The following is a 21,297-nucleotide window of genomic DNA, read 5'->3' on the forward strand; positions in this document are numbered from 1 at the left end:
GCTTTGGAACGTGCAAGCTTCTGAAAAAGGGATTTTTCAGCAGAGCCTACATGGAGGTATTCACGGCGGCTTGCAAAGGAACATAGTGGATGAGCTGCTTTCCATCATAAGTAGATGTTTTAGGTAATGGCACTAGATCCCGGCTCAGAAGACTTGCGGGATGACTCCCAATGATTCCCAAGTTGTTCTGCTAAGCTAGCTTGTTTTGTCCACAAATGAGTTAGCCGTTCCTTCGGTCATCTGTGAACACCAAGGGACTTTGTCGTACCTTAACTACCAAGCCACTGCCCCGCTACTGAGGAGCTGCTTGATTTAAGCTATTGCTTTTAACGCCGCTGAGGACTGACATTGCCTTTATTTGAAAGCATTCGCCAAAACTTTAGATAAGAAGGCCGCGTTAATCCTCCCTTCCCTTTATCCTTAGCTTGTTGTTGCTGGCTAAAACGCTGCTGCCAGCGAGAAAACAGCAGTGCTTCTGCTAAAGCACTTCTCACTGAGCCCTTGGCCTTACTCGTTGCTGAATTAATTTTTGAATTAACTTCAAGACGTTGCTCGGATTGGCAAAATAGATTCACTTCAGAGTTGAATGTCGGCCTGTGGTTTCTATCGGTGTTGTGCCAATAAAGATACTGCTCAACTCGGCGCCAGCGTTTTTGCAAAAGCGAAAACATAAAGAGCACGATAACCGGCAGCTGCTGTTGCTTATATCCTTGATATAACCACCTTAATAGAAAAACAAACACTGTCAGCAGCGTGGTCAGTAGTAAACCCTCTGCCCAATAAGCGATGATAAAACTCAATGGGGTATGAGATATGCTCCATGATTGCCCTTTAACCTTAAGTTCAACCAGCTTTTTAGCGTCAGTATTCCACCAGTAGAACGACAGTTCGGACAGGCTCAGCTCACCACTTTGCTGGACGATATAAGTTTGTTGATAGATTTTGCTAGCACTAAAATCACCGCGATACTGTCTATCTTCACTTTCCACTGGACCTAAATAACCTTGAAGCATCTCAGTTTGATATAACGGAAAATCAGGAAACAGCATTGCACTGCTATCAGTGGCTTTTATTGTCAATGTGCGCGTAATCGCGTCTCCTATTTTTAGCTGCGTTCCGATCTTAGGGGTTAGTTTTTGCTCAAAAGTCACCTTAGGTGCAGCGATCCAGTTTGGCGTCGCAGATAGTCTTTCATCCGGCAAGGCCACCTCAAACGACTGCGCCTCGGTATATACAGTTCCCTTTATTGTCGAACCAGGTTTATCTGCAATATTCACCGCGACTGCAATAACAGGAACAGTGAATAAGCCGGGTGACTGCGGATATAATGTTAGCTGCCACTCCTGCACAGACCACGTTGTGCCATTGATACGCTCTGTGGAATTATTAGCGAGTTTTTTCCGCCTAAGTACGATGGTATCTTTAACGTCAAAAGTCGCTATTTGTGCCCCACCACCGAACCAGGTATCGGTCCATATTTGTATATAAAGATCAACTTGCTGATGTGGCGATACCACAGTGGTGGCTGACAGTCGGGTTTTTACTGTTAGTTTTCCAGCCTGTTGCAGTTCACTTACAGAGCTTGGCGCAGCAACCGGCTGACCATGCTGGTTTTCATCGATAACGCTACTTGCCCAGCTAAAATTAAACACACTGCTCGAGACAAACAATGCAACAATAACCAATAACCACGCACTGGTCATCGCCACGACTTTGATTAACGATCTCAGTGATGCTGTAATTGGAAATAAGCTATCCAATGGTTCATTCGACCGAAACTGGACATATTGATTGGCAGACATGTAAAATAAACTCCTAGTCATTTGAAGTCGACGGACTAGAAATGGTTTGTTTACGTTGATTAAGTTGTAGGCTGAACTTGGTAGCAAGAAAGCGCCTCGGATCGCCCTCGACCCGTTTCATCCAAGCTTGGGTTAACGCATCATCCGCAAGAAGTTGCTCAGCGGTGTAAGTTTGTTGTACTAACATTTCTGCAGATACTTTCTCTTCAGCCCCGTCACTCGTTTGCGGTTCGTCACCCAGCTCTTTTGAAGCTTCATTTTCGGTATTGGCTTGGCTCTCACTTTGACGGTTTATATCGTCAATGATCTTTTGGATTTTCTGTAGATTAGTTTGCGCCGGCACAAACGATGGATATCGATGCACCACTTGTTGATAGAGATTCCGAGCAGCAATGTATTCTCGTTGATGCGCAAGCGCGGTGGCTGCGCCAAATAACGATTCAGCTGTATCAGAGCGCATAAAGTAGATCTGCGCCCTCTTAAAATCTTCTGCCATATAAAAAGCCGTTGCTTTCCATAACGGATCGGTAAACTGTGCCGCGGCTTTTGAATATTGCCCATTTGCAAAATACATTTGCCCTTGTTGTTCTGGGGTAAGCCACGCGTTGTACCAGGCATTGACTAATCGTTGCTGGACCCTTCCTACACCATTGAGCTCGGTGTCAGCGGCTACAACTGCCACTGTGTTGCTGGAAAATGCTGCCTGCACCGCAATTCCACTAGCAAAACTTGGCTGTGGCGTGGCCAACATCAATATACCCACAAAACACCACTGCACTGTCCAACCTTTGCGGAACCACAACAAAAAGATAGCTGCCAGTACAAACACGAGCGGGTAGCTCATCTCTTTCCATGGTTCGGCGCTATCGCTGTTTATGATGACGTTACGCGCTATTTCACGATTAATACTGCTCACATCACTATTGTCGACACTAGTTTGTTGATAATGGCCACCAGCTGCAGTCGCTAATAATTTGAGCTCATCGTGTTGAAATGGGATCTCTGCTGTTTTATCTTCATCACCGCTACCAAGAATGATCAGCTGCAATGGTGGCAACAGACGTTCACCCTCAGCTTGCAGGCTGTCCGCAGCCATTTTTCTTGGCAGCTTAAAGTAGTCAATGATCGCTTTTGCACTGTCACTACCAAGACCATCGGTTATCCAAAGTACGCTAGCCGCGCCTATGGGTAGATCGTTGTCGAGTAGTAGCTTATCTATCTCCGCTAAGCCATATTCGGCAAACTTACCTTTACGTGGCATCACTTTTGGCGAGATGGCGTCTAATAACGGTAGCAATACAGCATTATCTTTTGTCAGTGGCATGGCGATATGGGCGCTGCCGGAATAGACAACCAGCGCCGTACTGCCGCCTTCTCGCAATGCTAACAGGTCCGCTATTTTCTGTTTCGCACGTTGCAGTCTTGATGGCTGTAGATCGGTTTGCAGCATAGACTCTGACACGTCGAGCAAGATGATAAGTGGCGCATTGTCCTCACCGAAAGGTGATGCTTGCCGTTGCCATGTAGGTCCGGCAGCAATGATCATTGCTAAGGTAAAACCAAGCGCCCAGAATGTGACGGGTAGACCTTTACGCCATCCTGCATCGCCAATTTTAAGGGCTTTTTCAAGATGGACTGGCAGCGCAGATTTTTGAGTTTTTAAACTGGGTTTGCGGCGAACATATAGCAGCAAAAATACCGCAAAAGGCAATAACAGTAGTAGCCAGTAGGGCCTAAGAAAATGGAACTGTGAGGCTAAGTTATAAAAATCCATTACAGCTCCTCCTGGTTATCACTCTTGAGTCTCGATAGTTTTAATGATCGAAGCAAACGAAGGAAGAAAACGACTAAGTAGGTAATTAGATAAATAATGATGGCAGCGGCAATGGGTAAGTAATGCACACTCTGTTTGGGCTGATAAGTGAAACTGGCGAAATTAGCAGGCTCTAATTCACTGATCTGTTGATAGACAGCAGCGAGCTCAGTCGTCGATATAGCTTGAAATGCGCGGCCTCCAGTAAGCCTTGCAATGCCCTCAATAATCGACATATCCATCGCTTGTTCACCCAACGTTAATGGGTCGCCCATTGCGATAACATGTACTCTTATCCCCTTCTTCGCTGCAATTTTTGCCGCTTCAATCGGCGGCACTGAGCTGTCAGTATCATTTCCATCAGTCAGTAGAATAACCACTTTATCTTTTTGCGTTGAATTAATATCATCACTAACACCTGCTTGCATCAGTTTAATTGCTAAGCCGAGAGCATCGCCAATATGCGTGCTTTGTCCCGCCATACCAACCTGACTTTCATTGAGTAACTCAAGCCAAGACTTATGGTCTGAGGTGAATGGGGCTTGAAGATAGGCTGCATCACCAAAGAGAATAAGACCGAGACGATCGCCCTCTCGCTGCTCAGCAAAATCATTCAGTACACGCTTTACCGCATCAAGCCTTGAAATGTTTTCAAAGCTATTTTGACTATTGTTACTTCGACTAGTATTGCCACTACGATTGTTAGCATCGCTTTGAATAGAAAAGTCTGCCGTCTCCATTGAGCCAGATAGATCGACCAAGACCATCAAATCGCGGCCAATCTGCTGCCGAGTTTGCGGCTCTCCCAACATAACCGGTTTACTCATAGCGATAACGAGCAAAACCCAAACGAAAATTAACGCACACTGTTGCCATCGAGTCGGCTTTAAATATTGCAACGCCGAGTTCGGACTCGCTTTCAGCAGCGCTGCTATAAGATTAAAAAACGGCACTTTTATGGCAGCTTGTTTAACCTTAAAGGCTGGTACAAAGTAGTTTATTAACCAAGGTAACGGCAATAATAGCGCCATTAAGGGATAACTAAATTCAAGCATCTGCACGCTCCGCCATAGATATCTGCAAAGCGATAGGTAAAGCAGCAGTATGATGCATTAGCCAAATACAACTCTGATCGATAAGGTTGCCCTGCATTGCTACAGCGGCTTGTTTGTCATCAATCTTCGATAGCAAACTTTGAAGCCATGCATCCCCTAAGGATGTGTTAAATGCGCACTGATGCTCTGCCGTCAGATCAAGTAATAGCAACAAAGCCTGTCCCTCTATTGCCGCGAGGGTAACGATTACGCTTTTATTGGCATTACCGCCAAAAGCTGAGTAAATAGGGGCAGTTGCGTTAACGCCTCGCTTTGATAACGCTGGATTCAATAGTGCCTGCTTTGAAAGCGTAAGCCTTGACAGGTCAATTTCTGTGTCGCTACCATAAGCAGTTGCGATCGCTAGTTTGATCTCTTGTAGCAGCAATAATGAGAAGCGCTCTAGCGGCTGGTTTTTATAGGATAAAATCCGTTTGACGGCCTGCTTACGATAGCGATTGCTATACCAATAGCGAACACGTTGATAAGAGAAGCGGCTCACAAAAAGAGTAGTTAATAGCAACAACAGCCACCAGCCCCAGGTTTGTGGGAAAAAAGCGGTCATTTTAGGCTGGCTTATTCCTATAAACTCATTGAGCTGCAGGACTGGATTACCGAAGGTAAAATCATTTTGTTCTATAACGCGATTAAGTTGATTTTCCGTGCTCATGAAGAGCTCCCCCAACTAAGTGCCACGCGAAATTGACTTAATTCATCCCCATCGGTGTCGATGTCAATGACTGGCAGTAATTGGCTCTGGCTGAGCTGATTTAGTTCGGCAAGCTTTTGTTTGAATTCACTTTGATAATGCTGATAAAACGAAGGCGCGCGATCTTTGATCTGCTGCGGATCCATTGCAAGTTGCGATTGTCCGTCACTAGCGACCAAGTGTTTAATACTGTGTAGTTCACGCTCTAGCTTGTCATGCACGTACACCAGAACAACATCGTTAGCGCGTTGTAATTGCTTGAGTAACATCAGCGATGCTGCATTGAACCCATGCCAATCACTAACTAAAATTATGCTAGAGTCGCGTAGTACCAATTTATTGAGTCGTAATAACATTTTATTGAGTGTAGATTCGCTATCTGTAGCAATGGTTTCGGCTGAAAGTTTTTGATTAGCATCGACTATTGTTTGACAGAAAACGAGTGCGTTAGCAGCGCTACGCTTCGGCTTGATATACTGACAATCATGATCATTAAACACCATGCCGCCAACGCGGTCACCACTTTGTAAAATATTCCAAATAGATAATGCCGACAGTTGAGCCGCGACAACCGATTTCATCGCGTGTTGCGAGCCAAAGAACATCGAGCTGCGCTGATCCGCCACGATGAGTGTTTGTCGCTCTTTCTCTTCACTGTAGGCGCGAACATGAGCTTTACCTGTGCGTAACGTGGTACGCCAGTCCATGTTTTTCACATCGTCACCGTCTTGATAATGTCTAAGCTCTTCAAAATTGAGCCCGCGGCCCCGTACCTTTGAATTATGGCGACCCGATTGGTTACTGGTACGAAAGCGGCCTTTTAGAAACGATAGCTTTGCTGCCGCAGGCTTGAGTGCTACAAGTGATTTAAGTTCGCAGTAGAGCCGAGGATCTAACAGACGAGCTTTTGCTGCACGCTTACTATTAGGCTGTATACTTGCTTTAGCACTCGTTTGAGTAGAGCTGGCCTGTTGGTTACTCACTGTTCACTTTCCATTATTGAGCCCACTAATTACAATCCAAAGGCGACATGTTTAAGCAAGTCGTCAACAACCTGTTCAGCTTTGATCCCATGTGCAGCAGCGTCATAACTTAGGCTCAGACGATGACCCAATACGCTATGCAGCACAGCACGCACGTCATCAGGGCAGACAAAGTCGCGGCCATCTAACCAGGCATTAGCCCTAGCGCAGCGATCGAGCGCAATACTGGCTCTTGGGCTGGCACCGACTTCTATCCAATCTGGAAACGATGCATTGCTGTATTGAGCGCCGCTACGGGTAGCCATAATCAAATCGACAATATAGCTTTCCATCACTGGCGAAATATAGATATCAGCCAGCTCTCGCTGCCCGGCTATAATATCTGCTGGTGTCACTGCGCTAATTTCAGCCACGTGCGGTACTGAGCGTTCCTCCGCAGTATGCTCAATTTCACTTTCCTCTTGCCTAACCAGCTTAATGATCGCCAGCTCTGCTTCTCTATCGGGATAGGCCACATTCACTTTGAGGGTAAAACGATCCATTTGTGCTTCAGGCAGAGGATAGGTGCCCTCTTGGTCAACCGGGTTTTGTGTTGCTAACACTAAGAAAAGCTCAGGCAACTTACGGGTTTTTCCAGCGGAGGTTACTGTTCCCTCCGCCATTGCTTCAAGCAAAGCGGCTTGAACCTTTGCCGGAGCTCGGTTTATTTCGTCTGCCAGTATAAGATTGTTAAAGATAGGACCAGCTTGAAAATCTAACTGTGGTTTGCCAGCAACCTCACGATATACTTCAGCTCCGGTAACATCCGATGGTAATAGGTCAGGGGTAAATTGTACCCGACCAAAACTTGCTTGCATCGAATCTGCGAGTGATTTAATTGAACGCGTTTTAGCGGTGCCTGGTAAGCCTTCTAGCAGGACATGCCCCCGGGTCAACAGCGCGATAATGAGTGATTTGACCACATGCTCCTGACCAACAACACTTTTGCAAACCGATGTGTATAGATGACTAACGGCTTTTTGAGATAAATTCACAGAGATGCTCATATCAATTTCAATTTAGAGCAACATTTTAGGCCGCCTATAATGATGGCTAAACTCGCAAAAATACTTGAAACTGCTGTTATTTGACTTCAATCGCACAGGCAGTAAATGACTGTACTCAAAACTGACTCAACTCGTTATCACTTAACGACTAGCAGGGAGTTTGATTGAACACAATTTAAGCCCAAATAGATGCCATTCGAGACTAAACTCTTATGGCAAATTCAATCTGCTCATGTACACTCATAACATACTGACTTAGCGGATAAGTTCATGAGCCAACGTACCCTTCATAACCTTTTCAAACCAAAATCAGTCGCGATTATTGGCGCTTCTAACGACCCGAAACGAGCGGGGAATGTGCTGATGAAAAACCTACTCGCTGGTGGTTTTTCAGGGCCGATAATGCCGGTGACGCCAAAATATGAAGCGGTAATGGGGGTGTTGGCTTATCCAAATATCCACGCTCTACCGCTGAAACCAGACTTAGCCATCATCTGTACTGCCGCCAGTCGAGTACCTGCCATTATTGAAACCTTGGCGCTGTTTGGCTGTAAGGTCGCCATAGTGATGGCCTCCGGTATGGGTGATGAGTTAAACGAAGATGGCATTAGCCTGCTTTCCCAAATGCAGCAAAATGCCAACCGTTATGGTATGCGGATTTTGGGCCCCAACAGTCTGGGGATGATCATGCCCAACATAGGGCTTAATGCCAGCTTAGCCCACACCAGTGCACTGCCAGGGAAAATAGCATTTGTGTCTCAATCCGCTGCTATCTGTACCACTGTTTTAGATTGGGCTAATAATAAGGGGATTGGCTTTTCATCGTTTATCTCGCTGGGAGATGCCAACGATATCGATTTTGATGAGCTACTGGACTATTTAGGCCGTGACTCGAGAACCAACGCCATTATGCTGTATATCGATTCGGTTAACGAAAAACGTCTTTTCTTGTCTGCGGCTAGAGCTGCATCCAGAAACAAGCCTATTTTAGTGATTAAATCCGGCCGCAGCGCTGAAGGTACCAATGCCGCTAAACTGCATACCGGCGGCGTGTCTGGAAACGATGCGGTGTACGAGGCGGCCTTCAGGCGTGCAGGTATGCTACGAGTCAATGACTTAATCGAACTCTTTGCTGCGGTAGAGACATTAGCCCATTCTGCACCTTTACAAGGGGAGCGTCTTGGGATCATCAGCAACGGCGGCGGCCCCGCGGTACTCGCCCTTGATGAATTAATTTTAGGTGGCGGTAAATTGCCACTATTATCTACCGGTATTTATCAAAGATTAAATACCCTATTACCCACAAGTTGGTCTGGACAAAACCCTGTCGATATCGGTGGTGATTCCGATGCGCAAAGATATGCCCAATCGCTTGAGATAATGATGGATAGCGATAACTTGGATGCCATACTGATTCTACACTCTCCATCGGCTTTAGGAGACAGTGTACAAATCGCAGAAGCGATAGCCGCTACCATCGCTAAACACCCCAATAAGAATAGAGTCAATATCTTAACCAACTGGAGCGGTGAAGATTCAGCTTACGCTGCACGCAGATATTTCTCCCAATCCGGGATCCCAACCTACCGTACACCAGAAGGCGCCGTCGGTGCATTTATGCACATGGTAGAATACCGTCGCAATCAAAAATTACTGCAGGAAGTACCGCTGTCTATTCCTGACAATATTCCGGCTAACACCGCGTTGGCACGTGAAAAGCTGCAACAGGCATTAAGCCAAGGTAAAACAATTTTAGAAACCCATGAATCCCGCAGCATTCTCAGTGCTTATGGCCTTAAAACAATTGATACTTGGTTTGCAAGTAGCCCAGAGCAAGCGGTTGCCTTGGCCAAGCAAGCAGGCTATCCCGTGGCGTTAAAGGTGCAGTCGCCCGATATCCACCATAAGTCCGACGTACATGGGGTAATGCTCAACCTGACGTCCGATCAAGAAGTTGAACATGCAGCACAAGCCATGATTGATCGAGTAATTTCGCTTAATCCGGACGCCAGAATTGAGGGGCTAATAGTCCAAAGAATGGCGCTAACAGCTGGAGCACAAGAGATTCGAGTCGCCGTGGCTAATGATCCTGTTTTCGGTCCAGCCATATTGCTGGGTGAAGGAGGTTCAGAGTGGGAACCCACCAAAGATGCGGCGGTAGCGTTGCCCCCGCTAAACATGACCTTAGCTCGCTATATGGTGATCCAAGCACTTAAAACCAAAAAGCTTAAAGATAGGCACCTACCACTTGGTCTAGACATGAACGCCCTCTGTGTATTGCTTACGCAAATTTCGCACTTAATTATCGACTGCCCAGAAATTGCCTCGTTAGATCTTAACCCTGTTTTATGTGCAGGAGCATCGATCACGCTTTTGGATGTAAATATCCAGCTGCATAAAGAGCCAATCGACAACGCTAGTCGTTTAGCGATCTCTCCATATCCTAAAGAGCTTGAGCAACTCGCCAGCCTCAAAAATGGCCAACAAGTAATGTTGAGACCGATTTTACCGGAGGATGAACCTAAACATTTAGCGTTTGATAATTCACTGTCAGATGAAGATAGATATAAGCGCTATTTTGGTGTTCGTTCAAAAATGACCCATGAAGAGATGGCGGTACTCACCCAGATTGATTACGCCCGTGAGATGGCCTTTATTGCGACCAGCAAAGGTGAAGATGGTGAGGATATTACTTTAGGTGCGATTAGAGCTTCTATCGATCCCGATAACACTGAAGCTGAATTTGCGATGGCAGTTAGAAGTAACCATCAAGGACAAGGGCTGGGTAAATTGCTGCTTGAAAAACTGATCCGCTATTACAGGAATAACGGTACTGAGGTGTTGACTGGATTTACCCTGTTTGAAAACCGCAATATGGCGAGTCTAGCCAAACATTTAGGCTTTACAGTCACCTTTGATATGGAGGAGCGTCTAATTAAAATGCACATGGATTTAAAGCCTAAGCATTAACACTTAACAACATGAACAATTGGGCTGTCACAGTGCAGCCCAATCATAGGCGATGCTAACTGACTTCAGACTCTGTAATAACACGGTTACGACCCGCAGACTTTGCACGATACAAGGCTTCATCGGCGCGAATGAAATAGCTGTCTTTACTGTCCTCTAATTTTAGTGATGCACAGCCTACTGAAACGGTAATATTCCCTAATGGCATTTTCTTCTCTTTACCAATGGTGAGATTTCGCTGAGCTATTTTTTTACGCACATTTTCAGCAACTATTTTAGCTTCGGCAATACCAGTATTAGACAGTAAAATGACGAACTCTTCACCACCATAGCGCGCGACAAAATCATCGCCTTTAACACTCTGTTTTAGTGCCTGAGCCACATAAGTTAGCACCTTGTCACCGATTAAATGGCCATGTACATCGTTGAATCTTTTGAAATGGTCAATATCTACAACTAACAAGCTACTTTTAATCTCTTGTTGATTGAAAGTCTCAATATGACTAATCACCTCTTCGTCAAAAGCACGGCGGTTCTTGAGTGAGGTCAGCTGATCAGTCATAACGACGGAGCGGAGATCTAGCATCTCTTTCTTAAGCGCGCCGACCTCCTGATTGATACTCGTTAGGGACTGATCCATCGCTATATTGGCATTAATAATACCATCAAGCTCGGTAGCAATATCATCGACAATGTCTTGTAATACCTCTGGAGTTGGATTATTTTTCAGCGTTTTATCAAACTTTTGCAGTGAGGTAGAAAACTTTATATTACCCTGACTCATGCCTGCGATCTTAGACAACAGACTATTGATTAGCATCTGCGTCTCTATTTGCACATGCTCCATCAATTCTGGCGAGTTCTGTTGGATATAAGTGGTAAATAAGCCATCGCACACGTCGGTAGTAAAGCTGACTTCGTTCGCCAACAGGCCGTCGATTGCCCGCTTCAAATCCAAATTAATACCTAAGTAATATTCATACCATACAGAATAGTTGTTGGGTGTGACTGGGATGTTTAACTCTGACATCTTAGGAACCGCATGCCGTAAAATTCGCGCAGAAATCTCTGTCTCTGACAAGTGTTTAGCAATATCCATAAAGTTCCCATCCCTCTGTGTAAATCTCTAACTTATCAATACAATAAACAAAAAAGAGGATGTTGCCATCCTCTTTTATCATTTTTTTAACACTTTTGACTGATTAATTCTGTCGGCAATGTGAAAATATATCTTTATCTTGTTGATAAACCTCGGAACTAACGTTCATCAAACCTAATAAGCTATCAAAGAGGTTGTCATGGGAATAGCCACCCCGTGCAGCCTCTTTCGCTAAACAAGTAAGATTTAAGCTATTTTGCTTGGCGAAACTTTTAGAAAACCAACCTAGAAATGGGACTTTGGTTTGTTCTTCAGGCGCAAAGGCGTAAGGCGCGCCATGCAGGTACATACCACTTTCACCTAACGACTCTCCATGATCGCTAATATAAAGCATCGCAGTATCAAACTTACCACTCTGTTTTTTCAGCTTTTCAACCACTTCTGACACAATATAATCAGTGTAGAGAATGGTATTATCATAAGTGTTCATCAGCTCTTCATCACTGCAATTCTGGATATCACTGCGCTGACAATCTGGCGTAAAAAATCGATGTTCTTGTGGATAACGCAAATAGTACGTTGGACCATGAGAGCCAATAACATGCAGCACTAATAGACTATCTTTGCTCTCGATATTGTTAAGACGGTTATCGAGTGTATCGAGTAAAATCTGGTCGTAACAGTACTGTCCGTTACAAAGCTCTGAGTCACTACTGCGATCGATAACAATACTGTCAATATTGTCACAAACGCCTTTACAGCCGCTATCGTTATCCAGCCAATCTAACGCTATTCCACCATGATTAAGCACATCAATAGCACTATCTTGCGCCCTGGCTTGTCTTGATTCGTAATTTTCTCTATCCATCCGCGAGAACATACAAGGCAGTGACACAGCTGTCGCCGTTCCACATGAACTCGTATCTTTAAAGGCGAACAAACCTTGGTTTTCGGTGTGCGCATTGGTCGGTTTATCATAGCCGTAGTAAGCAAAGTTCATCTCTCGAGCCGTCTCGCCCACGACTAAGACCACTAGATTAGGTTTCCCGTTTGCTTTGTCTGTGGTGTTTTTAGCATCGAGCCCAAGCTGCTTATACTCAATCGGCTCTTGTAGATAATTAACATTGATATATTTTACAGTGGAGCCAACAAAATAAGTTGGAATGATATGACGCTTAATAATGTCATTATTGCGGCCAAAAGAGACATAGTTCTGATAGAAAAAAACAGCGATAACACCAATGCCAATCAGCATTACCGCCATAAATGCCAGTTTATGTAACAACTCTTTAGTAAATGGCTTAAACTGGATGTTAGCTTTGTAGATCAGCAAGGCTGGTATCACACCCGTAGCAATAAAATTAACGACTGAAGCCCAATTCAGATAGGTTGCCGCTTCGGCAGAGTTAGTTTGAACAGTGTTCTCAATCATGCCGTAATCAAACACCACCCCATATTGTAACGCGCCAAAAAACACACTCGACGACATCAGTGTTAACACGATGAAAAAGGGTTTAACTAAATATTTAATCGAAAAAATACTGAATAAGAAGCTAAGTGCAAAGATCAGAAATAGCGGGATAGTCGCAATAAAAACAAGATTCACATCAGCTTGCTTATCTACGCCCTGTTTTACTATTTGGAAAAAAGGAATATTTAGAACACAAACATAATAAAGTGCCAGTATGACAGTGAACTGAATACTACTAAGGCTTTTTATACGCGATAACACAATATGGCACTCTCTTATTATTTTGGATTGATAAACTAAACGTGCAGAGCCAACTTCGACTTAATCGGTGAGGTTATAATTAACACTCATGGCTACACTCTACTGTAACTAAGTTTGCGAATACGTTACAGGCTCGACACATATTAACATTTGTTTTTTGCGGGATGAATACTTCAGCCATTTGTTTTGGAAAAAATCTACTTGCCATCATCAAACACAATAAACGTAACAGTATTTGAAGAGAATTCTGCGTACGAAGTTATAGGCAACGAAACAACCCATTAGTTCATCGGGTTTTACAGGAGGGTAAAAATAGCGAGTAAAAAATTGGAGTAAAGTGGCAGTGGCCCTAGAGGGTCGATTAAAATTTGGTTAGGCACACTAAATAGGATTGATAGCCTGAGCAGAAACTCTGGTTTGGATATAAAGTTTTGGAATGTCTATCCCTACTAGAACTCTTTATTAATACGATTAAAAAAGTCTAACATCTGCGCGCGTTCCGCCTCAGAAAACTGTACCGTCAGATCTGCAGTTAGTTGCATGTGTAGTTTGTCGTGCTCTTCAAACATCACTTGTCCTGATTCGGTTAATTCTACCAATATTGAACGCCGGTCAGTTTCATGTGCACGACGCAGCACGAGTCCTGCTTTGACCATTTTATCGATTTGTACAGTTAGCGTACCGGTAGTGACCCCTATTTTTTCCGCGAGTTCTTTCATTCGCATAGGGCCATTTAGCCCCAGTATTTCAACAGTATGAACTTGGGGCAAACTAAAGCCATTATCTTTGACTACGGCCATTTCCCAAGACGATAATTTCTCATAAAATTCGATAATGGCATGATTTAAATGATCGTCTTGGTTTTTCATTAATTAATATTCCTTAGCGGTTTCAGGCTTATTGTGCCTGACTGGCCATGTGCACTTCAACGGTTACATGACTTAATGTCTTAATTTGTGCCAATTTACCTTTGAAATGGTCACTGTTTGCACCACTTTCGCTAACAACAATTAAACTTGCAGCATAATGGTCAGCACTAACTTTCCAGACATGCAGATCAACCAAACAATCACCCTCTTGTTCGATAAGCTGTTTAATTTCAGTTAACTGTTTCTGCTTCATACTGGCATCGAGTAAAATCGGCGCTGTTTGCTTCATTAGTCCCCATGCCCAGCGTGAAATGATCACAGCACCCACGATGCCCATTAATGGGTCAAGCCAGTTCAGGCCGACATACTTACCCATTAACAGCGCGCCAATAGCCAATAATGAAGTCAGTGCATCCGCCAGTACATGAAAATATGCCGCTTTAAGGTTATGATCTTCATGACCGTGGGAATGGCTATGGTGATGTGAGTGTTCATGACTATTCTCATGAGCGTGGCTATGTCCGTGATCATGACTGTGATGATCCTTGAGCAAGAAGACACTAACGACGTTAACGATGAGGCCAATAACCGCAACCATTATCGCTTGGTCGAAATGAATGTCTTGTGGATTAAAGATCCGAACCCCTGACTCCACCAACATGACTAACGCCACTAATCCTAGCGCGACAGCACTGGTAAAACCGCCCAAAACGCTGACTTTACCCGTTCCATATGAATAGGTTGGAGAGTTGGCATGCTTACGGGCATAACGGTATGCAAACAGCGTAATTAAAAAAGCTGCTGCATGTGTTCCCATATGCCAACCATCTGCGAGTAACGCCATTGACCCGTATATGGTGCCGGCAATAATTTCAGCAAACATTGTCACTACCGTCAACAACAACACAATAGCAGTATTACGTTCACCACTATTATTGTGAGCAGCAAAGTTATGCTGGTGCGCCCATTGTTGGCGTAATTTTTCTACGTTTTCCATCATTCCCATACCTTTATGCAACGTTCGTTGTCTTCTAATGAGTTATTTTTAGTCATTCATTACAGGTGTTGTATACAAACAGATTTGTATTCGCCGATCTTGCTAAAATTCATGACAATCTTTAATTTCTTAGACTTATTATGTTTGATACACGACTATTTTGAAATTAACAATATTTGACTTTCATATATCTTGATAATCAAACTATAATCGTTTATTTGCTATATGCAAACAACTGGAAAACAGAGAGCATGTGATCTAGCTCCAAAAGACTTAGAAGCCGTTGTTCTTAACAGCCTAGTTTTTGTTCGGCTCTTTACCGTAAAGGATAATGACTCTAGTGTGATATTAGAGAAATTAAGCTGGACTGGTTAAGTGATAAACTCATGCCGCATTAATATATAGTCGCAGAGGTGAATTGAAGTGGATTTACCATTGTTTAGACAGTTAGCACCAAGGGAGCTAATATAAATTTTGACTAGCCCTCGTGTACTCCATTGTTTTTACGTTGATATCTTAAGGTTTTGTCTATTTTAAAATTAATTAGGATACCTTTAACCCTTTTAGGTTTTAATACCGTTTATAGAGACATATCAAACAAGCACACCTTATATTTATTTTGGAGATATTATGATTTTTAACTCACTTACAAATAAAAAAGCATGTTCTTTTACGCTGGCTTCAGGTCTTCTATTTACTATTTGTGCTTTTTCAGCCAATGCGACTTCACCTCAGCACCCAGACGGAACCAATCAACAGATGGTAAACGCGCAACATTTCTCAGCCACTGATTACGTATCACAAGAAAGCTCAAAAATGTTTCCGGCACCAAAAGAGGGCCAGATTCAACATATATTGACACTGGATAAACTAGAAAACGAAAGTGACTACATGCTTGAGATCCAAATCGGCCAAACCAAAATGGTCGATTGCAATAAGCATGGTCTTTCAGGAGAGGTTATTCAAAAAACGGTACAGGGCTGGGGTTATAGCTATTATGAAGTAGAGAGCATATCTGCAGGTCCGAGCACAATGATGGCTTGTTTTGATCAAGCATTAACAGAGAAGTTCCTCGCTATTACAACGGATTTGAAGGTTCGCTATGACAGTAGATTACCTAAGGTGATATACCTGCCAGAAAATAGCCAAGTACGTTATAGGATCTGGAAAGTTGAATCAGCTTATTCTTATTCAGGTGATACTGCAAAGTAACATAAAGCACATAAACAAAAAGCTACCCTAAGGTAGCTTTTTTGCATTATATCTTAGTGTTAGCTTACCTAAGGCAAGCTAACACTAATGACAATTAAAGAGCACTAATGGCTTCTTTACATAAAGCAGTAATTCTGTCCCAATCGCCCTGCTCCATCGCATCAGTCGGTGCTATCCAGCTACCACCAATACAATCAACATTTTTAAGCGCCAAATAGTCTTTATAACTACTTGGTGTGATGCCACCGGTTGGGCAAAAACGAATATCCGCTAATGGGCCCGAAAAGGCTTTAAGTGCATTAACACCACCTGACGCTTCTGCAGGGAAAAACTTAAAGTTTTTATATCCAAGCGCCATGCCTTCCATTACTTCAGAGATACTTGCCACACCCGGTATTAGTGGTGTAGTGCCAGCCATTGCGGCCTTTAGTAGATCCGTTGTTGCACCAGGCGTTATAACAAATTGAGCTCCGGCATTAACAGCTTGTGCGAGCTGCGCTTCATTTAGAATAGTACCGGCTCCAACAAGTGCTTCTGGCACTTCTTTTGCTATTTTACTTATGGCTTCTAACGCGCAGTCAGTACGTAAAGTCACCTCTAAAACACTAATACCACCAGCAACAAGTGCTCTAGCTAATGGCACTGCATGTTCAATCTTATTGATCACCATGACAGGAACAATAGGGCTGCGAGCAAAAATATCTTGTGGTTGAATTAACCAGTTATTCTCAAGCATTGCGTTACTCTTCCTTAGTCTTTAATAATTTTCATCTATGGCGCTAGTACTGCGGGCACCTGTTTCAGGACTACTTAGGCTAGCTCTCAGTGCTCCGAAGAGTTCACGTCCCATGCCATAGCTTGTTTTGTGCAGATCGACTTTTTCAGCGGTTCTAGCAAGAAGCTCGGCTTCATCGACTAGAAGACTTAGCTCACCTGTCATCGCATTTACACGCACTAAATCACCATTATGGATTTTGGCAATTAAGCCGCCATCGAGTGCTTCAGGTGTTAAGTGGATTGCAGCAGGAACCTTACCTGATGCGCCAGACATACGGCCATCGGTAAGCAAAGCAACCTTATAGCCGCGGTCTTGTAGCGTACCTAAAATTGGCGTTAACTTGTGCAGTTCAGGCATACCAATAGCTTTAGGGCCCTGTCCTTTCACTACAACGACACAATCTTTATCTAAGTCACCCGCATTAAAGATAGCTTCGAGTTTGTTCTGATCATCAATAACAACCGCGGGAGCTTCAACAATGCGATGTTGATCTTGAACTGCAGAGACTTTGATAACCGCTCGACCGAGGTTACCTTTCAGTAACTTTAAGCCACCGTTGGCTTGGAAAGGTGTATCTAAACTTGTGAGTACTTCAGTGTCTAAGCTCCTGCGCTGACCATCGACCCAAGTTAGTTGACCATCGCGGATCTGAGGTTCTTGGGTGTAACGCTTAAGCCCATGTCCGACAACAGTGTCTACATCTTCATGCAATAGACCGCCGTCGAGCAGTTCCTTAATCAGGAATGCCATGCCGCCAGCGGCATGGAAATGGTTAATATCTGCATGCCCGTTTGGATAAACTCGAGCCAATAATGGGACTGCATCAGATAGCTCTGAGAAATCATCCCAGTTAACAATAACGCCAGCGGCTCGTGCGGCTGCAACTATGTGCATAGTCAAGTTAGTAGAGCCGCCAGTCGCGAGCAGTGCAACAATACCGTTAACGACAGACTTTTCTGATACTATCTGTCCAATAGGCGTGTACTGCGTACCCACTTCAGTAAGACGACAAACTTGCTTAGCCGCTGTTTTACTTAATACTTCACGTAGAGGATCATCAGGGTTGACGAAAGAGGAGCCAGGTAGTTGTAGGCCCATCACTTCGAGCATCAACTGATTACTATTCGCCGTACCGTAAAAGGTACATGTACCTGCACTATGGTAAGACTTTGACTCAGCATCAAGCAATGCTTCTCTATCGACTTCACCTTGAGCATACTTTTGGCGAATACGGGCTTTCTCTTTATTCGGGATCCCTGACTTCATTGGGCCAGCAGGTACAAACAGCATTGGCAGGTGACCAAAGCTTAAGGCACCAATAAGTAGTCCTGGTACGATTTTATCGCAAATACCCAGCAATAATGCACCATCGAACATATTGTGTGACAAACCAACAGCCGTGCCCATTGCAATGACTTCACGACTTAATAAGCTCAGCTCCATTCCAGGTTGGCCTTGCGTTACGCCGTCACACATTGCGGGTACTCCGCCAGCGACTTGCGCTACGCTACCGATTTCGCTACAAGCCTGCTTCAAAAGATCGGGATATTCGCCGTAAGGCTGGTGCGCAGATAACATGTCATTAAATGAGGTGACAATACCGATATTAGCTTTTGTAAGTTGCTTTATCGCAGATTTGTCTGCGGGATTACACGCCGCAAAACCATGTGCTAAATTACCGCAACTCAATGCGCTACGATGAACGCCTCTATTTTTTGCATCTTCTAAAGCCGCAAGGTACTTAGCGCGGGAATCTTTGCTTCGTGCAATAATTCTGTCTGTAACAGACTGTACAACGGTGTGCATAATTACTCCTTAGGCGCTCCAGTAAACATCAACAGGCGTTTTGTGCTGATCGAGTACAGCTCTGATCGGCATTTCACTACTATCATTGTCTGCTAGTGCTTGTCGATAAACATCAAGTTTCTGTTCACCAACGATATGTAAATAGATTTGACGGCTAGCGAGAATGCCAGCCTTTGACAGCGATATACGTGCATGTGGTGCATTACCAGGGGTAACTGCTACACATAAATCTTTTGTTGTTAGTGCATTTTCAAGCTCTTGCGCTTCAGCGCAAGGAAACCAAGAACAGGTATGTCCGTCATTACCCATACCGAGTACCACTACATCAAACGGTTTCGGAAAATGTGCTAGCTGTTCCATAGTCATGACTCGCCCCTCTTCCGGAGTAGAGTACATATTTTTCAGACCACAAAACTTGGCATTAGCGGCACGATTTTTAAGCAAGTTATTTCTAACCAGTCTTTCATTAGAGTCGCCATGATCGTTGTCGACCCACCGTTCATCAGCCAATGTAATGTAGACGTCGTTCCAATCAATAGATCTCTTACTTAATAACTCAAAAAGCTTTAAAGGTGTCGAGCCGCCAGAAACGACTAAGCTTGCCTTTCCCTTAGCATCAACAGCTTCTTGTAACTGGTTGGCGATTCGGTCAGCAAGCTGCACTTCAAGCGCATCTTTACTATCGAATGATTTGAAAACGCTTTCTTTAATCATCAGTATCCCCTACTCGTCCCAAGAACGGCCGTCTTTAGTAATCAAGGCAATAGAAGCAACAGGTCCCCATGTCCCAGCAGGATATGGCTTAGGTTTTTCGTCAGTTTCTTCCCAAGCTTGGATAATGCCATCAACCCAATTCCACGCTTGTTCTACTTCATCGCGACGAACAAACAGAGCCTGATTTCCCAACATCGCTTCTAATAACAAACGTTCATATGCATCAGCAATGCGCTCATTTTTGAAGGTGTCAGAAAAACTCAGATCGAGCTTGGTTGTTTGTAGGCGCTGCTTTTCACCTAAGCCAGGCACTTTATTAAGCATTTGGATCTCAACCCCTTCATGAGGCTGAAGACGAATTGTCAGTTTATTTGGCGGCAAGTTACGGTAATTAGAGCTATATAAGTTATGTGGCGGATTCTTGAAATAAACCACAATTTCAGAACTCTTAAATGGCATACGTTTGCCACTTCTTAAATAGAATGGCACGCCAGCCCAACGCCAGTTATCAATATCGACTCTAAGTGCAACGAAAGTTTCAGCGTTGGAATGAACATTAGCGCCCTCTTCCTCTAGATAGCCAGGTACTGGAGCCCCTTTTAGGAATCCGCTGGAGTACTGACCACGAACTGTATTTTCGTAGATATTATCAGAGTTTATCGGGCGTAGTGACTTAAGTACTTTGACTTTCTCATCACGAATATTATCGGCGTCAAGATTGACAGGAGGATCCATAGCAACCAGCGTCAATACTTGCAGTAGATGGTTCTGGATCATATCGCGCATCTGACCCGCTTTATCGAAGTAACCCCAACGTCCTTCAATACCCACCTCTTCAGCAACGGTGAGTTGCACATGGTCAATGGTACGATTATCCCACTTAGATGCGAACAGTGAATTAGCAAAACGTAGCGCAAGTAGGTTTTGAACCGTTTCCTTACCTAAGTAATGGTCTATTCGGTAAACTTGATTTTCGTTGAAGTAGGCAGAAACTTGGTCGTTGATAATTTTAGAAGTAGCGAGATCTGAGCCAATAGGTTTTTCTAACACAACTCGAGAATCAGGGAAGATGAGATTTTGTTCGTTTAGGCAGCGGCATATATCACCGAAAATAGAAGGCGGTGTAGCAAAGTAACTTACCATCACTCTTTTTTCAGGCTCTAAAACATCATGGAACGCCTTATACCCCTCTGAAACCGTGAAATTTGTGCCTACATAATGACAGCGATCTAAAAAACGATTTACGGTGTCTTCACACAATTCGTCTTTTACAAAGGTCTTCAATGCCGTAGTCACTAATTCACGATACTCCTCTTGAGTAAAGTCATCTTTTGCAACGCCTAGTACTTTGGTCTCTACATTCAATAAGTTTGCTTTATCTAACTGATATAGAGATGGCAACAATTTTCGCTTAGCGAGGTCGCCCTTGGTACCAAATAGAACAAAATCACAAGCTTTGGCTTCTGGTGTTGTTATGCCCATAGCTTCAACATCTCCTTTTGATCCTGTGTCCCACCATTTTTGATGAGATTTCACATATTTGTTGTAATATAACAACAGATATCAAGAATTGCATCTAAATTCTCTAATAAACTTCAACTCAGTCTATTAGGCATGTTGACGCAATTTCTGATATGCTTTCGTGATAAAATTACTGAATTTTATCATCTTTG

The 21,297-nt window shown here is 43.8% G+C and carries 16 protein-coding genes; 2 read left to right on the top strand and 14 right to left on the bottom strand.

The features are described from left to right. Positions 1-326: 326 nt before the first annotated feature. From JK628_RS12210 to JK628_RS12235, 6 genes are read right to left on the bottom strand one after another with little or no spacing between them, the layout of a single operon-like run. Positions 327-1,802, bottom strand: a complete 1,476-nt coding sequence (locus tag JK628_RS12210; RefSeq protein ID WP_202284818.1) for a BatD family protein — start codon at positions 1,800-1,802, stop codon at positions 327-329. A 13-nt stretch (positions 1,803-1,815) separates the two neighbouring features. After that, the gene (locus JK628_RS12215) at positions 1,816-3,576 is read right to left on the bottom strand and encodes a vWA domain-containing protein (protein ID WP_202284819.1); all 1,761 of its coding nucleotides are present in this window, start codon (positions 3,574-3,576) and stop codon (positions 1,816-1,818) included. Further along, entirely contained in the window at positions 3,576-4,670 is a 1,095-nt protein-coding gene (locus JK628_RS12220) for a vWA domain-containing protein (RefSeq protein WP_202284820.1), read from the bottom strand. The genes JK628_RS12215 and JK628_RS12220 overlap by 1 nt, the downstream gene beginning before the upstream one ends. Further along, positions 4,663-5,379 (bottom strand): DUF4381 family protein, encoded by a 717-nt coding sequence (locus tag JK628_RS12225; protein ID WP_202284821.1) that lies wholly within the window; start codon positions 5,377-5,379, stop codon positions 4,663-4,665. Before JK628_RS12225 ends, JK628_RS12220 begins: the two co-directional genes overlap by 8 nt. Continuing rightward, a complete protein-coding gene (locus tag JK628_RS12230) occupies positions 5,376-6,401 on the bottom strand; it encodes a DUF58 domain-containing protein (protein ID WP_202284822.1) in 1,026 nt (341 codons plus the stop codon). The genes JK628_RS12225 and JK628_RS12230 overlap by 4 nt, the downstream gene beginning before the upstream one ends. Before the next feature lie 29 nt (positions 6,402-6,430). Then, positions 6,431-7,435 (bottom strand): AAA family ATPase, encoded by a 1,005-nt coding sequence (locus tag JK628_RS12235; RefSeq protein WP_237524006.1) that lies wholly within the window; start codon positions 7,433-7,435, stop codon positions 6,431-6,433. 282 nt (positions 7,436-7,717) lie between these two features. Here JK628_RS12235 and JK628_RS12240 point away from each other — a divergent pair, with 282 nt between their 5' ends. Continuing rightward, the gene (locus tag JK628_RS12240) at positions 7,718-10,417 is read left to right on the top strand and encodes a bifunctional acetate--CoA ligase family protein/GNAT family N-acetyltransferase (RefSeq protein ID WP_202284824.1); all 2,700 of its coding nucleotides are present in this window, start codon (positions 7,718-7,720) and stop codon (positions 10,415-10,417) included. A gap of 55 nt (positions 10,418-10,472) precedes the next feature. Here the strand turns inward: JK628_RS12240 and JK628_RS12245 are convergent, their stop codons facing one another. From JK628_RS12245 to dmeF, 4 genes are all read right to left on the bottom strand, one after another. Further along, complete coding sequence (locus JK628_RS12245) at positions 10,473-11,516, bottom strand: GGDEF domain-containing protein (protein WP_202284826.1); 1,044 nt, start codon at positions 11,514-11,516, stop codon at positions 10,473-10,475. Between the two features lie 103 nt (positions 11,517-11,619). After that, a complete protein-coding gene (locus JK628_RS12250; RefSeq protein WP_202284828.1) occupies positions 11,620-13,248 on the bottom strand; it encodes a phosphoethanolamine transferase in 1,629 nt (542 codons plus the stop codon). A 449-nt stretch (positions 13,249-13,697) separates the two neighbouring features. Beyond that, a complete protein-coding gene (locus JK628_RS12255) occupies positions 13,698-14,117 on the bottom strand; it encodes a MarR family winged helix-turn-helix transcriptional regulator (RefSeq protein WP_202284830.1) in 420 nt (139 codons plus the stop codon). Between the two features lie 28 nt (positions 14,118-14,145). Beyond that, positions 14,146-15,114 (bottom strand): CDF family Co(II)/Ni(II) efflux transporter DmeF, encoded by a 969-nt coding sequence (gene dmeF, locus JK628_RS12260; protein ID WP_202289805.1) that lies wholly within the window; start codon positions 15,112-15,114, stop codon positions 14,146-14,148. A 630-nt stretch (positions 15,115-15,744) separates the two neighbouring features. Between dmeF and eco the strand changes: the two genes are divergently transcribed. Further along, positions 15,745-16,326 carry a serine protease inhibitor ecotin gene (gene eco, locus JK628_RS12265; RefSeq protein ID WP_202284832.1) on the top strand — a complete coding sequence of 194 codons (582 nt, stop codon included), beginning with the start codon at positions 15,745-15,747 and terminating at the stop codon, positions 16,324-16,326. Between the two features lie 94 nt (positions 16,327-16,420). On the opposite strand, the gene JK628_RS12270 is transcribed toward eco, so the two are convergent. Genes JK628_RS12270 through zwf form a run of 4 tightly spaced genes read right to left on the bottom strand, consistent with a single transcriptional unit; the run spans position 16,421 to position 21,106 of the window. Continuing rightward, on the bottom strand, positions 16,421-17,062 hold the full coding sequence (locus JK628_RS12270) for a bifunctional 4-hydroxy-2-oxoglutarate aldolase/2-dehydro-3-deoxy-phosphogluconate aldolase (RefSeq protein WP_202284834.1): 642 nt from the start codon (positions 17,060-17,062) through the stop codon (positions 16,421-16,423). Between the two features lie 21 nt (positions 17,063-17,083). Next, the gene (edd, locus tag JK628_RS12275) at positions 17,084-18,910 is read right to left on the bottom strand and encodes a phosphogluconate dehydratase (protein ID WP_202284836.1); all 1,827 of its coding nucleotides are present in this window, start codon (positions 18,908-18,910) and stop codon (positions 17,084-17,086) included. Positions 18,911-18,919: 9 nt separating this feature from the next. Further along, complete coding sequence (gene pgl, locus JK628_RS12280; RefSeq protein ID WP_202284838.1) at positions 18,920-19,624, bottom strand: 6-phosphogluconolactonase; 705 nt, start codon at positions 19,622-19,624, stop codon at positions 18,920-18,922. Between the two features lie 9 nt (positions 19,625-19,633). Further along, positions 19,634-21,106: a glucose-6-phosphate dehydrogenase gene (zwf, locus tag JK628_RS12285; protein WP_202284840.1), complete on the bottom strand. Its 1,473-nt coding sequence runs from the start codon at positions 21,104-21,106 to the stop codon at positions 19,634-19,636. Positions 21,107-21,297: the final 191 nt, after the last annotated feature.

Source organism: Shewanella sp. KX20019 (assembly GCF_016757755.1).
Lineage (GTDB): Bacteria > Pseudomonadota > Gammaproteobacteria > Enterobacterales > Shewanellaceae > Shewanella.

What these genes read in the sequence shown, in the direction of transcription:
- JK628_RS12240 (WP_202284824.1), top strand. Translation starts at nt 7,718, where the DNA reads ATGAGCCAACGTACCCTTCATAACCTTTTCAAACCAAAATCAGTCGCG.
- zwf (WP_202284840.1), bottom strand. Translation starts at nt 21,106, where the DNA reads ATGGGCATAACAACACCAGAAGCCAAAGCTTGTGATTTTGTTCTATTT.
- JK628_RS12220 (WP_202284820.1), bottom strand. Translation starts at nt 4,670, where the DNA reads ATGCTTGAATTTAGTTATCCCTTAATGGCGCTATTATTGCCGTTACCT.
- eco (WP_202284832.1), top strand. Translation starts at nt 15,745, where the DNA reads ATGATTTTTAACTCACTTACAAATAAAAAAGCATGTTCTTTTACGCTG.
- JK628_RS12210 (WP_202284818.1), bottom strand. Translation starts at nt 1,802, where the DNA reads ATGTCTGCCAATCAATATGTCCAGTTTCGGTCGAATGAACCATTGGAT.
- JK628_RS12215 (WP_202284819.1), bottom strand. Translation starts at nt 3,576, where the DNA reads ATGGATTTTTATAACTTAGCCTCACAGTTCCATTTTCTTAGGCCCTAC.
- JK628_RS12270 (WP_202284834.1), bottom strand. Translation starts at nt 17,062, where the DNA reads ATGCTTGAGAATAACTGGTTAATTCAACCACAAGATATTTTTGCTCGC.
- dmeF (WP_202289805.1), bottom strand. Translation starts at nt 15,114, where the DNA reads ATGGAAAACGTAGAAAAATTACGCCAACAATGGGCGCACCAGCATAAC.
- edd (WP_202284836.1), bottom strand. Translation starts at nt 18,910, where the DNA reads ATGCACACCGTTGTACAGTCTGTTACAGACAGAATTATTGCACGAAGC.
- JK628_RS12245 (WP_202284826.1), bottom strand. Translation starts at nt 11,516, where the DNA reads ATGGATATTGCTAAACACTTGTCAGAGACAGAGATTTCTGCGCGAATT.
- JK628_RS12255 (WP_202284830.1), bottom strand. Translation starts at nt 14,117, where the DNA reads ATGAAAAACCAAGACGATCATTTAAATCATGCCATTATCGAATTTTAT.
- pgl (WP_202284838.1), bottom strand. Translation starts at nt 19,624, where the DNA reads ATGATTAAAGAAAGCGTTTTCAAATCATTCGATAGTAAAGATGCGCTT.
- JK628_RS12225 (WP_202284821.1), bottom strand. Translation starts at nt 5,379, where the DNA reads ATGAGCACGGAAAATCAACTTAATCGCGTTATAGAACAAAATGATTTT.